Source organism: Vagococcus hydrophili (genome assembly GCF_011304195.1).
Taxonomy (GTDB): domain Bacteria; phylum Bacillota; class Bacilli; order Lactobacillales; family Vagococcaceae; genus Vagococcus; species Vagococcus hydrophili.
This window is the reverse complement of record NZ_CP049887.1, coordinates 1,991,635-2,006,022: the sequence shown is the minus strand read 5'-3', so window position 1 is coordinate 2,006,022 and position 14,388 is coordinate 1,991,635. Positions and strand designations below refer to the sequence as shown.

Genomic DNA, 14,388 nt, shown 5'->3' with positions numbered 1-14,388 from the left:
TATGACATAATTCTGCCATATTTGTTTTATATACTTACTATATCAAATATTAATAGGAGGTATAAGATGAAAAAGAAAATTATCTTAGCAAGTTTAATCAGTGTCATTGGTTTGTTTTTAATTGCTGGAACAATCACTCTAGCGTCAACAACAGCTACAACTAATTCTGAACCAAAGACGGTAACAACAAATGAGAGGAATAATACTTACTGTCAAAGAGAAAATCACAAGATGAGTGACGGTAACTTTTATTGTGATGGTGAAAAAAAAGGCTATCACAATGAAAACTGTGATTATTATGATGAAAATATGACAACTAATAATAATTCAAAAAGTAATAACAACTGCCATAATGGCCAAAACGGTCGTGGCAATGGTCGTCATCACATGAATCGTTTTAATAATTAACGAGTAAGAGGCTGACTTAAACGTCTGCCTCTTATTTTTTATTTCCTCCAGTTGCTCGGAGCTAAGCGCCATTTTCACCTCTCTTTGTAGTCCCGCTTCAAATAGCAACTCCTTCGGCAACTTCAAAAATAAAAATTAATTCAAAAGGCGCGAATTATTTTTTACTTCCTCCAGTTGCTCGGAGCTAAGCGCCATTTTCACCTCTCTTTGTAGTCCCGCTTCAAATAGCAACTCCTTCGGCAACTTCAAAAATAAAAATTAATTCAAAAGGCGCGAATTATTTTTTACTTCCTCCAGTTGCTCGGAGCTAAGCGCCATTTTCACCTCTCTTATTGTCTTACAAAATTGTTAGTTGATATCACTGATTTATAATTGGTTATCTCCTTATTTTCCTTTATACTAAAATAAAAAAAGGAGGTAACAAAACATGCCATCATATGCTGTTCCACTGTCCTCGGCATTTTTTGCTTTTGCTATTATTGCTTTCATCGGAACCGTTCCCTGGACTATTTATCAATACCGAAAACACGGCTACTTCAGTTTTTGGCGTAACTTAATTTTCTTTAGTTTCATCTATTATTGTTTGACAGCCTTCTTTTTAGTTAGCCTACCACTACCTAAAGAGCGCAACAATACACTAGAATTTAAGGATCATGTCTTTACCCAGTTAAAACCTTTTAATATGATAAACAATTTCCAACAAGTTAAAGGGTTTAATCCGAGTAGTCCTAAAACCTACTTAACTCTTTTTAAATCATTTACCTTTTTAGAAGTCTTTTTTAATATTGCTTTACTATTTCCTTTAGGTGTTTATTTGAGATTTTTCTTTAAAAAAGCTAGTAAGTGGTATTTAGCACTCCTTCTGACTTTCTCGATGACGCTCTTTTTTGAAGTATCACAACTTACAGCTTTATTTGGGTATTACGCTTATCCTTATCGTTTGTTTGACGTAGATGATTTATTAATGAACACTCTAGGAGGAATGATTGGATTCTTCACGGCTCCCATTCTTTTATTCTTAATTCCTAGCCGTGAGCAGATTGAACAAAAAGATATTCTCTATAATCATAATAAAATTGCTTCCTACGGTGCCCAACTGATTGAAATATTTGTGAGCATGATGATTGCCAGATTTATCGGTTCTTTATTCTCAGGCCTTTTATTTCATGGTGAACATTTATTTATATTTAATACAGTGAGTGTCTTTTTCTTTATTGTGATTTTACCACGTATTTGGAAGGGACAAACGCTTGGTGGTAAATTAGTTAAGATTAAAATCATGCTCCCATCATCCTTACCTTTACTTCGGCTAAGTCACCGATTTATCCTGATTTATACACCATCTGTTCTTAGTCAATTTTCTTTAATTGCTAGTACAAAGGAATTTACCAATCCATACGCTTTAGCATTACAGATTGGTTTATTTTTATTAACCTTCTTTGTTTGGGGAATCTTTTGGTTATTTATTTTGAGAGATTGGTTCAAAAAAAGAGGCGAAGTTTTCTTTAACAGATTTTCAAGTATTGATTTTATTCGTGATACACCAAATAAAAAAGCTGATCATTAGCGATCAGCTTTTTTTACAACCTCTTCTTTTCATCTGAAATTGTTTGCGCAATGGCTCTTAACTTTCTTTCTATTTCCATAAAATCTCTTTGATTAAAGGGAAAATCAAACAAATGAACTTTATGAGAAAAACGTAACTCTTCCTCTAACATATTAGGAATATTGGTTAAAACTAAGACAGCTTCATCAGCCTCATCTTTGGTAACAAATTGAACATTAAAATCATATTTAAACCGATTCGTAATTTGATCACGAATATTATTTTTCACAAGATAAGGTAAATCAGAATCAAGAAAAACAGGTATCTTAGGTTCATAATATGTCAACGCTTCAATAGATGAGAAGAGTTGAACGTATTTTTGAAGCAAGAAGTCTTCCTGCAAAAAGAGTTTTTCATTCGTTAACTCGTGTAACTCTTTAAGTGAATGAGATAATTTTTTCTTTAAATTAGGATAATCTGATTCCATATCACGGAAAATAGTATGACCATCAATATCCACTTGAATATCAGAAAAAAGCTGACAAAATAAGTGAGAACAAAAACTCGTTAAGAAAAAACGTTCTTTTAATTCACTCGGAATTGGAACAATTTTATCATTAAAATAAGTCATGAAGCTCTCTGTCGCTTGATAAACATTTGAATTCATTTTTTTGTGATAATCTAGCACTCGTTTACGATACTCAGGTGACTCATATAATTTAGGTTTAAATTGAACCGACAACAAGTAAAAGTAAAGTTCCGATTCAATATAAACATTGTAATCTGCAATAAAAGCTTTTAAGACAGGTAAACCATCGATTAATTTAGGTAAATTCGCATAATTCTTCCATTCAGGTTCCATCACAATCACATGTTTTTTTCTCAACCTCAAGATGTTAACAGCTAGCATATAAGCCATTTGTTTTCGGTGAATCACAGAAAAACCAATGTTCATCTCTTCTGAAAAATGATCAACTGACAGGTACACTTTTTCTTGGCTAATAAAATCAAATGGCCACGTCACCCCTTTAAAGATAATCCAGCTACAGATATAGATAATCAAACGAATCTGTTTTTCTTCCCCTTCAATAATGAAAGAACTCCTTGATAGAGTTAAATTATATTGGGATAAAAATTCTTTGATTTTTTTAAGAGACTTTCTTGTGCTATTTTCGCTGACAAAATTATCTTGAGAGTAACGAGAAATAGATTGAAATTCTTCAAAAATAATCAATTTAAAAAGCTTCATGGTTTCATCATTTTCTAAAATATAGCTTTTAAGCTCCATATAATTACTACCACTATCAATTTCAAGCAAGACACCTTTATACTTTTCATAGCTAATAGCGATATGATGATCTCGCTCTTCATTATAATCATCAATTAAATCTTTCAATGTATGGATATAGCGTTGGACAGTTCTTTCCACCACATTTAGCTCAATGCTTATTTCATTGACACTGTACCATCTATGACTTTCAGAAACTAAATCTAAAATATTTAACATGATTTTATTTTGTGTATCTAATAAATTCAAAATATCTTTTTCCATCGTCTCCTCTATCCCTCCATTTTCTCCCAAAAGATTTTTTTAATTCGTAGTTGATACAAAACAACTAACAGACTTATTACACCTAATACTATCACATTAAGAAGTCTAGCATCATCTAATGTGCTTGTTACCATATAAAGAAGGAAAATACTGATTCCACCGATAATCATGGTTCCAAACATAATTCCCATAATTTTAAAAGCACCTGATCCTCGGTTAAATAACTGATTGATGTTGGTCCAATTTAAAGAAAGGTGTTTCCAATCATCACGAATAAAATGAGAAGTACCTGCTAAACACCCCATAAAAGCACCGAAAATTAAGGCGGTAATTAAAATAATTGGTAATTTTAAAACTAAACCACCCACTAACATAATGAAAAAGAGTGAAACAAATTGAACCGCAAAAGCAAAATAGTATTTCAGCTTAATATAGTCTTTAAAAGAAATAGGTAAAGCTCTAATAAACATTAAGTTATCTTGGTCTAAAGAGATAATCACACTCGCTAAAGAATTAATCCCTAACGTCATTGTCGCAAAAATAATCCCCACAACAAAGAATAAAGCAAAGTAACGAATCCCTAATTCTGCTAAAAATCCTGTTCCATTTGCGAAAAATGGGAAAATAATGACAATCGGAAAAATAAATAATCCTGACAATATTTGAAGTTGCAGAGTTGGATTTTTAATCAAATTAAAATGATAAGAAATTAATTGCTTTCTTAAGGATTTATAAACTGTTTTTTTCTTTTTCTGAGTATTAGTTGTTACTTGATTTCTAATCTTAGGTAATGTTTTTTCCTTAATTAACATCCCGAACAAAGCAACTAATGCCACAATAATCAAAAAACCTATCAGCGCATCTAATGAAAAAGGTGCCACAATTAATTGATGAAACGGTTTTAAAATAGAAATAACTTTTTGATCTTTCAACTGACTCATATCACTAATTGCGGCTTGTTGTTGATTCATGTAAAGAATACCAACTAACATTCCCACAGTTGGAATAAACATGAGTAATGTGGTTAATGTTGTTTTAAATTTTTGAAACACTTTTGTTTGAATTAATAGTGACACAAAATAAGTAACTAACTCCAAATAAAGGGTAAAAAACAAAACGAACAAAAGTAAGCTAAATGGCAACATTAAAAAGATTGACACTGAACTTCTAAAAGCGGTTAAGATGAATAATGCCAAAATCGGTAACATAAATGGAATAATGAAAAATCCCACAGATAAAAATTTAGCTAAAAAAACACTCCGCTCGGAAAAAGGCAAAGGTAAATAATCTTCCACATCTTTACTATCAAAATAGACATTGTAAACTACAAAGACCCCTTGAGAAAATCCCAAAATACTAAATATGCCTAAATAATAAGTAAAGTATCCAGGAAATTGACTAAAATCAATCATAAACATGCTCATGCCATAAACAAAAGTAAACACACAACTTAACATCACTTGTTGAATGGTAATACTTTTAAATATTTCATCCCCTTGTTTCCCTTTTTTTCTAAGTTGGGCTGTTACTTGAGGATTAGCATAAATTAAATTCACTTTAAACAAAGAAAGCAATTGTCTTTTAAATGGAGTCATCAACATTCAACTCCTTTTCCTCTTGTTTACGTCCAGCCATCTCTAAATAAATTGTTTCAAGCGATTCCTCGGGATGCTCTTTCAACAAGTCTTCAACAGAGCCATTATAAATCAGTTCACCTTTCTTCAAGATCGCCAACTCATCACATAACTGCTCAGCTGTGTCTAAATTATGTGTCGAGAAAATAACCGTATTTCCTTGATCTGCATGTTCCCTCATAAGTTGTTTTAAATCAAAAGCCGCTTGAGGATCCAATCCTTGCATCGGTTCATCTAAAATCCAAATATCTGGATTAGATAAAAGAGCCCCAATAACAATCACTTTTTGTCTCATTCCATGTGAGAAACTATCGATTTCATTATTCACTTGCTGTCTAATTTCAAAAAGTGAAGCTAGTTTATTTATTTGCTGATTTTTTTCTGTCTCGGTTAAATCAAAAGCTGCAGCGACTAAGTTCCAATACTCCATTGCCGTTAGTTGTAAAAACATATTCGGTGTATCAGGAACATATCCTATTCTTTTCTTAATTTCTAAACGATGTTCTTTCAACGACTTACCATCGACGGTAATCTCCCCAGATGTTGGCATAATAATACTTACCAGACTTTTAATTGTTGTCGATTTACCTGCCCCATTGTGACCTAAAAAACCAAATATTTTTCCCTCTTGTATCGTTAATGTTAAATCTTTTAACGCTTCCTTTGTCCCATATCTTTTTTGTACATTTTCGAATGTAATCATCTTAAACAACCCCATTTTTTAAAATTTATTACCTAATATTATACACTTTCTAGGCAATAAATGACATTTGTTATCAACAAAAATCAAAAAAGAAACTTAAACAGATGACTAATTCTTTCTGTTTAAGTTTCTACATGTCATTAATAAACAATATTGTCTTTCTACAAATAACTTAAAGCTTGTTCGATATCTTCTAATAAATCTTCTGTATCCTCAATACCACATGATAAACGTAACAAACCAGGTGTCACTCCTTGTTTTAAACGCTCTTCCTCAGAGATACAGGCATGAGACATAGTCCGTGGGTATGAAACAATCGATTCAACCCCACCTAAACTTACCGCAATAATCGGTAAGTTCAAATGTTGAGTAAAAGTATGGACATTTTCTTCACTACCTAACTCAAAAGAGAGAACCGCCCCACCATTTTTAGCTTGTTCAAAATGAATTTGATGATCTGGATGACTCTTTAATCCAGGGTAAAATACTTTTTCAACTTTTGAATGATTTTCTAAAAATTCGGCAATCACTTGGGCATTCTCACAACTTTTCTCCATTCGAATCCCCATTGTTTTCATTCCTCTTAAGATTAACCAAGCATCCTCAACACCTAAAATAGCGCCAAATGATTTTTGATAAATTCGTAATTGTTCCGCCATTTTTTCATCATTTAAACAGACCATTCCAGCAAGCACATCACTGTGTCCATTTAAGAATTTTGTGGCACTTTCAATGACAATATCCACGCCTAAATCAAGAGGTTTTTGATAAAGTGGCGTCATAAACGTATTATCCATAATTGTCACTAACTCATGTTTTTTTGCTAAAGCAACCAAGGCTTTTATATTTGATATTTTTAATAGCGGGTTGGATGGTGTTTCTATATATAGAACCCGTGTATTAGGTAAAATCGCTTTTTCCACATCTTCAATTTTAGTATAGTCTACAAACGACGAAGTAATATGAAAACTTGGTAAAATATCTTTTACAAATTGGCACGTTCCCCCGTATACTTCTTTTGGTACAATCATATGATTTCCAGCATCCATCATCATTAAAACAGTGGAAATAGCTGACATTCCTGATGAAAAAGCAAACCCATACTTACCACCTTCTAAAGTCGCAAAACCTTCTTCTAAGGCAGAAACAGTTGGATTACCAAATCTTGTATAACTATACGCTTGTTTTTCAAACACATCGGCTTGATTAAATGTTGATGTTTGGTACTTAGGAATTGAGGCCGCCCCTGTAAAATGATCTACCACAGGATAGCCATGTATTAATTTTGTATTGTCTTTCATAAATTTATTCCTCCTAATATCAACTCTCATAGATTAATCATACACTTCAAATAAAGCGTTAACAACACTTATTTAATAAACTTTACCTCAAATGATAGCTGTATGAGTGAGAAATAAGCTTCATGTGATTTTACTTAGCTAATCTTCATTTTTTCTTTAGATAAAATGAAAAAGCGATTAACTCCAGTTGCTTGGAGCTAATCGCCTTTTTCATCTCTCTGTTTAGTCTGGGTTCAAATAGCAGCTCTCTGTTATAACAATCCAAATTCTTCCAATAATGCTTCTATTTCACTATTTTTCATTTTTTTCATTAATTTATGCTTAGTTAAGGCGGGGATTTTTATGTCAGGTTTTTCCCCGTCTAACAGACTCATGCCACCAAATAATAAGTAACGAATATCATATCTTGAATTGAATACTTCTGGTACACCTTTTTCTACACCTGTTAAAACATAAACAGCTTCCATGGCAGTACGTCCAGAGTACTCAATCGTAAATACTGTATCGCGACCAGGTTTATCTAAGGTTTCTGCGAATTGTCCCAAGAAAGCAAAATTAACTGCTCTACTTGGTACAACAAATGGACGATCACCTTGTTCTCTTGGCATAAATTGTGCTGTAATGTAAGGCATCATAACTGGTACTGCTGTACATGTTTCAGCTAATTCATCAATTTCACCTACAGGAACACCAATATGATATAACCATTCTTTGGTGATTTCTTTCCCTGTACAGTCGCGCATTGCTTTTTTAATATAATCTCCCTCAATATCAGAAAACAGACCATAAACCCAAACAATCACATCTTCCTTAGGTTGACCAATGTATTGCTCTTGACGATTGATTGTCCAACTTAATAACCAAGAAGAATCTTTGGCTGTGACAATCCCACCAGTTACTGTTTTTCCACCATAAGGAGAACGTTTTGTAATTTTTTCGATGTATTTAGGAACACGGTCATTATGACAAGTCACCGTACAAGATTCCCAATTAGATTGTTCTAAATCAAAATTAAATTTCTCTGGTTTCCCAAATTCTTCAGATTGTTCCGCAATATTTTGCCACAAGTTCCAACAACCCATTAATTCACGATTAAATGGCGCCGCTGTATTGTCATCCCCATAACCAGAAGCTTCGGTGATTGAGCCATTCGTGATAAAAACTAAATCTTTTTCAGTTAAATTAATGGAAGCATCTTCCCCTTTTGAATTAGTTGCCACAATTTTTTTAGCCACTTTATGTTGTTCATTGATATCAAAAATCACGTTATCTACAGTGATTCCATATTCAAATTTAGCACCGTGGTCTTCTAAATATTTCACCATTGGTAAGACAAATGAAGTATATTGATCGTGTTTTGAAAATTGAAGAGCAGATAAATCTGGTAATCCATCCACATGATGAATGAAACGATTCATGTATAGTTTCATTTCTAATGCACTATGCCAGTTTTCAAAAGCAAACATGGTTTGCCAATATAACCAGAAATCACTTGCTAATAATTCTTTTGAAAAAATATCTTCAATGGTTTTATTTTCTAATACTTCATCTCGCATCATAACAAAACTAGCTAATTCTTTTGCTAAATCTTGACCTAAATTAAATTTAGCATTGTCATATCGCTCACCACGATTTTCCGTAATCCGACAGTTACTATAGTTTGGATCATCATAGTTTGTATAATAAAAATGGTCTAAAACACTCATATTAGGATCTTCAGTTGAAGGGAGTGAACTAAATAAACTCCAAAGCACTTCAAAATGATGGCCCATTTCACGTCCACCACGAGCAACGTAGCCAGCATTTTGTCTAACGTCGCCATCTAATGAACCGCCTGCTTTATCTAATTGTTCTAAAAAGGTAATCTTGCTACCATCCATATGAGCATCTCTAATTAAAAAACATCCTGCTGCTAAAGATGCAATTCCTGTACCGATTAAAAAGGCTTGTTTTTCTTCAATGCCTTCTGGTTTTCTAGCATTTACTAGTGCATGATAGCTACCATTGGTTAAAGTTAATCTTGGATCATAAGTTTTAAGTTCCATTATTATTGCCTACTTTCTAAAAGCGTTTATGTACTACACTTGTTAGTATAAAAAAACAAACAAAAATCTTCATTAGACACAAAAACAGAATGCTTGAAAAACAAACATTCTGCGTTAATTGTTATATTTTTAGGCACATTAGCTAAAGTGTCAAATTTTCATTATTTATCGATTGCTCGCTTCAATGAAATCTCAATATTCCCATCAAATAAGAAACCAATACGACTAATAACTTCTTTAGGCTCCTCTTTCATCCCAGATTGGAGCCACTTCACCACCATACCAGTTAAGGCACATTGATAAAAATAAGCGATATATTCTTGGTCTGCTTCTGGTGCTTGGATTTCTTGATTGACACATTTCACGTAAGCTTTCATCATGTTTCCTGAGATTTCAAAAATAAAATGAACTAATTCTTCTTTCTGCATAGAATCATACACGTGATAGATAGCTTTTTTATTGGCCAAAGCAAAATCAGTCGCTTTAAGAAAACTATCTTCCCATGAATTAGACTCATTAAATTCATCCACAACTAGTTGAATATTCGTCTCAAAAATCTCAGACAGTAACTCATAAATATCAGCGTAATAATAATAAAAAGCATTTCGATTAATCTCACAAGCTAAGGCTAAATCTTTCACTGTGATTCTCTTTAAAGGTTCTTCATTCAACATTTTAATAAACGTATCGTGGATCAATTTTTTAGTATATTGTTTAGCCATCCATTTACCATCCTATGATTTAGACATCTAATATTTTTTTCAACTCGCAAACAATCATTTCTCGTTCCTTTTGATTTAAAGTACGCACATCAAACCAGATACGATCATTTTTAATTCTAGGAATAATTGGTTTCTCTAACCCTCTTAAAAGCATCGCTAACTGATTAACTGAAATGGTTTCACTCTTAATCCCTACAAGTTCTGTTGGTAGTTGATATTCAGGATAAGAGCCACCACCAACTTGACTTTTTTCAGTTATTCTTTCAATGATGATTGGCAATTCTGCTTGTCTTAAAGATAGTTCAAGCCCTTTTGCTTCTTCTAAACATACCTCATAGGTTTTACTAATCATGCTTAATGTGGGGATTTCTTTTAACGCTATTTCAGGTTCTAAATATAAATTTAATGTTGCTTCAAGTGCGCTTAAAGTTAATTTATCTACTCTCAAAGCACGAAGTAATTGGTTACTTTTCATTGGTTCAATGTATTCTTTTTTCCCAATAATCACCCCAACTTGAGGACCACCTAATAATTTATCCCCACTAAACATTACAACATCACAACCCTGTTTTAAGCTTTCTTGAATTGTTGGTTCATAAGGTAAGCCAAAGGACTGCATGTCAATTAACAAACCACTTCCTAAGTCGTTGATTATAGGTAAATTATTTTTATGCGCCAAGTCAGCTAACTCTTCAATTGAAGGCGATTCAGTGAAGCCAATCACTCGGTAATTACTCGTATGAACCTTCATGATTGCCCCTGTTTCTTCATTAATGCCTTTTTCGTAATCTTTTAGATGGGTTTTATTCGTTGTTCCTACTTCACGGATAACGCCCCCACTTAATTCAATCACTTCTGGTATTCTAAAAGAACCACCTATTTCAACTAATTCTCCTCGAGAAATCAAAACTTCTTTTTGAGGAATCAACGTACTTAAAGCCAACATCACAGCTGCTGCATTGTTATTAACAACCACAACATCTTCTGCACCTGTTAATTTTTTTACTACTTCTTCTAAATGTTGATATCTTGACCCGCGTTCCCCTGTTTCTAAATTGTATTCTAAATTTGTATAAGAAAAAGCTGATTTTTCCAATTGTTCTTTGACTTTTAAACTTAATGGAGATCTCCCAAGATTTGTATGCACAATCGTTCCTGTGGCATTAATGACTTCTTTTAAGGAATATTCATTTTTTTCTTCTTGTTGTTTTAAAATCTGATTGATAATTTCTTCTTCACGAGGTAATTCTGTTATCTCTCCTGAAAGATACGCCTCTCGATAACTTTTTAAAATATCTTGAATAGTTGCTTTAACTTTTTTAGGAGAATCAACCACCAATTTTTCTATTCTATCATGTTTTAATAGTCCATCCACTGATGGTAAATCAGCTAACTTTTGATAATCAATCATCACCGTTCACTTCCTGACTTAATTCATTTAATGCTTTGATTGCCACACCAACTTCTTCTTCTGTATTTAAGTAAGAAAAAGAGAAGCGAACAGTTCCTTGATTTTCTGTTCCTAAGGCTTTATGCATTAAGGGTGCACAGTGATATCCTGGACGAATCGCTATTTGATATTCTTCCCATAAACTATCACTAACTAAAGCAGAATCAGCACCCTTGATATTCAACGACACAACTCCAGTTTTCTTCGTAGACGGGTAACCATAAATTTGAATAACTGGATTAGCTTTAACCCCTTCCACTAACTGCTTTGAAAGTGAGTTGACGTGCTGATTAATTGTTTCAACGCCTACTGACGTCACATAATCAATCCCCGCACCTAATCCTCTGATTGCTGCCACATCAACTGTTCCAGCTTCCAGTAAAATTGGTAACTCTTTGGGTTGAATGGTTGAGAAAGATTGCATGCCATCTCCTCCAGAAATTAGGGGTTCCAATTTTTGTGCTAACTCTTTCTTTAAGCAGACACCACCTGTTCCAGTCGGACCGTATAAAGATTTATGACCTGTGAAACAAAGTGCCGTTACATTATTGTCTTCTAAAGAAATAGGAAATTGCCCCATTGTCTGTGAAGCATCTACAATCAACTGTAAATGATTAGCCTTACAAAAATCAGAAATTTTTTCTAAATCAATAACGTTCCCCGTCACATTGGAACCATGAACCACAACAAGTGTTGATGTATTTTCTTTTAAGAGATGTGATAATTGGCTTAAATCTATTTGTCCAGTGATAGATGAAGCTTCCAAACAATCAAAGCTTACACCAATCTTTTCCAACTGATAAAGTGGTCTTAAGACAGCATTGTGTTCCCAGCTCGTGGTAATCACGTGATCATTTGGTTGGATAAGTCCTTTAATCATCATATTCAGTGCTGCTGTTGAGTTATTCGTAAAAGCAACTTCATACGACTCATCTGCTTTTAATAATTTTTTTATTTTCCCTCTAACCTCATTCACAGCTCTAAAACTATTCAGAGAAAAATCGTGACTCCCTCTTCCTGGATTTCCGTAGTCACCAGAAATCATTGTTTCATAAACAGCTTTCGCGACTTCTTTTGGTTTATTAATCGTCGTTGCACCATTATCGAAATAAATCGACATCAACAATCACCTAACTTTCCATTAATTCTCGAGTATTATCAACTCTTTTGGTTACTTTTTGCTCATCTAAATATTCTAAAATCAGCATGGACGATTTTCGACTAGATGAGGTCATATCTCTAAAATCAGCTAATGTCATCGCCCCATTTTTTTTGATAAAATCAGTCACTAGTTCCACAGATTTTTGATAGTATTCTTTACTAAGAACATATTCGAAAGTTAAAGAGACCACTGATTGATCTTCTAACATCTCAAGTACATCTTTGGCATTTTTTTCATCTAATAATTCTAATTCTTCTTTTTTTAGCGGTGTAAATTGAGCTTCTTTAAGTTTTCTTTCAATCGTTCCTTTAACTTTTTCTTGGTATTTATTTAATTCAATTTTAAAGTCAGGATGCATGATTCGATGATTTTTTTGAACTAATTCTTGCGCATTTTCTAAATAGTCAATCACCAATCCTAATTGTTTAGGTGTTAAGAGAGCCTTAATTTTTGAACGTAACTCTTCTACAGGCATTCCTGGTCGCAAGCGATACATTTTTTGATAGGAAGTAAGCTCAGTATAAATTACATCGCGCGCTTCCTTCATTTTTCCTTGCGCTACCCATTCTTGTTTTGTTAACTGAATGATATCCTTTTCTTCAACCAAAGCTTCTAAAATAGACAATACGTTATCTTCTGGTAAATTCATATATTGACTAATTTCCTTTAGGTCGCTTACAATTTCCTTACGGCTCAGCATAAAATCTAAAATAAGACGATCCATATTACCTTCTTCTTTAACTTTCAAACTATCAATCACGTCTTGCTTAAATCGGCGATGTTTTTGAGGAATCGCATCTAAAACTTGACCCCCACCAATTGTTACCATAGGCGAGTAAGCACGCATGATAAAATGATCTCCTGTTTTTACCGCTAGTTGCTCTTCTAAACGAAGTTGAATAAAGCCACTTTCTCCTGGTTGGATGATTTCAGAGCCAATAGGAACAAGTCTTGCAAAAACTTCTTGTGTACCGACTAAAACGCGGACACGATCCCATAGATTAAAGCAAGTCTGAACAGAATCCAAACACGTTACTTTAGCATCGATCATCCATGTCGCTTCTAAGTTACTACCATTTGTTAAAACATCTCCACGATTTATCTCTTCTTTTGAAATATTCGTTAAATTAAGGGCCGTTCGTTGTCCTGAAAAAGCTTCTTTTTTATCTGTCTCATGAACTTGGATACTTCTAATTTTTGTTTTTTTCCCACTTGGAAAGACAGTCAACTCGTCTCCCACATGAAATTGTCCTTCTAAAAGCGTCCCTGTCACAACGGTTCCAAATCCTTTTACAGAAAAAACACGGTCAACATTTAAACGTCCAACATCTTTCATCGGTTTTTCTGGTACGGTTTCACCAAACTCTTGAATGGCTAGTTTTAACTCTTCTAAACCAAGACCTTCAACAGCATCTGTTTCAAAAATAGGCGCTTCACATAAGGGTGTACCAGCTAACTGTTCCTTAATATCTTCTTTGACTAGTTCTCTTAATTCAGCATCCACTGTTTCACACTTACTTAAAACAATCATATAATTTTGAATACCAAGTAAACTTAAAATATCAATGTGCTCTTTTGTTTGTGGCATAATGCCTTCACCTGCATCAATAACAAGTAAAACTAAATCAATACCAGGTAACCCTGCTACCATGTTTTTAATAAATTTTTCATGCCCTGGAACATCAACAATCCCCACTCGTTGCTTGTTCGGTAAATCCAAGTAAGCAAAGCCCAAATTAATTGATAATCCTCTTGTTTTTTCTTCTTTAGTTGTATCTGTTTCAATTCCAGTTAAATGTTTAATCAATGTCGTCTTACCATGATCAATATGTCCTGCCGTTCCAATCACAATGTCTGTCATAATC

The 14,388-nt window shown here is 33.5% G+C and carries 11 protein-coding genes; 2 read left to right on the top strand and 9 right to left on the bottom strand.

Translation table 11 applies throughout. The features are described 5' to 3' along the window. Positions 1–66: 66 nt before the first annotated feature. Both G7082_RS09895 and G7082_RS09890 read left to right on the top strand, forming a co-directional pair. Positions 67–408 carry a hypothetical protein gene (locus G7082_RS09895; protein ID WP_166034928.1) on the top strand — a complete coding sequence of 114 codons (342 nt, stop codon included), beginning with the start codon at positions 67–69 and terminating at the stop codon, positions 406–408. A gap of 427 nt (positions 409–835) precedes the next feature. Next, positions 836–1,975, top strand: coding sequence for a VanZ family protein (locus G7082_RS09890; RefSeq protein ID WP_166034927.1), 1,140 nt, complete (start codon positions 836–838; stop codon positions 1,973–1,975). A 13-nt stretch (positions 1,976–1,988) separates the two neighbouring features. Here G7082_RS09890 and G7082_RS09885 read toward each other — a convergent pair whose 3' ends face one another. The 9 genes from G7082_RS09885 to selB all read right to left on the bottom strand — a co-directional run bounded on the left by G7082_RS09885 (position 1,989) and on the right by selB (position 14,384). After that, entirely contained in the window at positions 1,989–3,506 is a 1,518-nt protein-coding gene (locus tag G7082_RS09885; RefSeq protein ID WP_166034926.1) for an AcpB/EbpR/MafR family transcriptional regulator, read from the bottom strand. An 8-nt stretch (positions 3,507–3,514) separates the two neighbouring features. Then, a complete protein-coding gene (locus G7082_RS09880; RefSeq protein WP_166034925.1) occupies positions 3,515–5,101 on the bottom strand; it encodes a hypothetical protein in 1,587 nt (528 codons plus the stop codon). Beyond that, positions 5,088–5,843 (bottom strand): ABC transporter ATP-binding protein, encoded by a 756-nt coding sequence (locus tag G7082_RS09875; protein WP_166034924.1) that lies wholly within the window; start codon positions 5,841–5,843, stop codon positions 5,088–5,090. The genes G7082_RS09880 and G7082_RS09875 overlap by 14 nt, the downstream gene beginning before the upstream one ends. Positions 5,844–6,004: 161 nt before the next feature. Further along, positions 6,005–7,144, bottom strand: coding sequence for a trans-sulfuration enzyme family protein (locus G7082_RS09870; RefSeq protein ID WP_166034923.1), 1,140 nt, complete (start codon positions 7,142–7,144; stop codon positions 6,005–6,007). A gap of 251 nt (positions 7,145–7,395) precedes the next feature. Next, a complete protein-coding gene (locus tag G7082_RS09865; protein WP_166034922.1) occupies positions 7,396–9,189 on the bottom strand; it encodes an oleate hydratase in 1,794 nt (597 codons plus the stop codon). Between the two features lie 161 nt (positions 9,190–9,350). Continuing rightward, positions 9,351–9,911, bottom strand: a complete 561-nt coding sequence (locus tag G7082_RS09860) for a TetR-like C-terminal domain-containing protein (protein WP_166034921.1) — start codon at positions 9,909–9,911, stop codon at positions 9,351–9,353. Positions 9,912–9,930: 19 nt separating this feature from the next. After that, the gene (selA, locus tag G7082_RS09855; RefSeq protein WP_166034920.1) at positions 9,931–11,322 is read right to left on the bottom strand and encodes an L-seryl-tRNA(Sec) selenium transferase; all 1,392 of its coding nucleotides are present in this window, start codon (positions 11,320–11,322) and stop codon (positions 9,931–9,933) included. Then, entirely contained in the window at positions 11,315–12,481 is a 1,167-nt protein-coding gene (locus G7082_RS09850) for an aminotransferase class V-fold PLP-dependent enzyme (RefSeq protein ID WP_166034919.1), read from the bottom strand. The genes selA and G7082_RS09850 overlap by 8 nt, the downstream gene beginning before the upstream one ends. 10 nt (positions 12,482–12,491) lie before the next feature. Next, a complete protein-coding gene (gene selB, locus G7082_RS09845; RefSeq protein WP_166034918.1) occupies positions 12,492–14,384 on the bottom strand; it encodes a selenocysteine-specific translation elongation factor in 1,893 nt (630 codons plus the stop codon). Between the last annotated feature and the right edge of the window lie 4 nt (positions 14,385–14,388).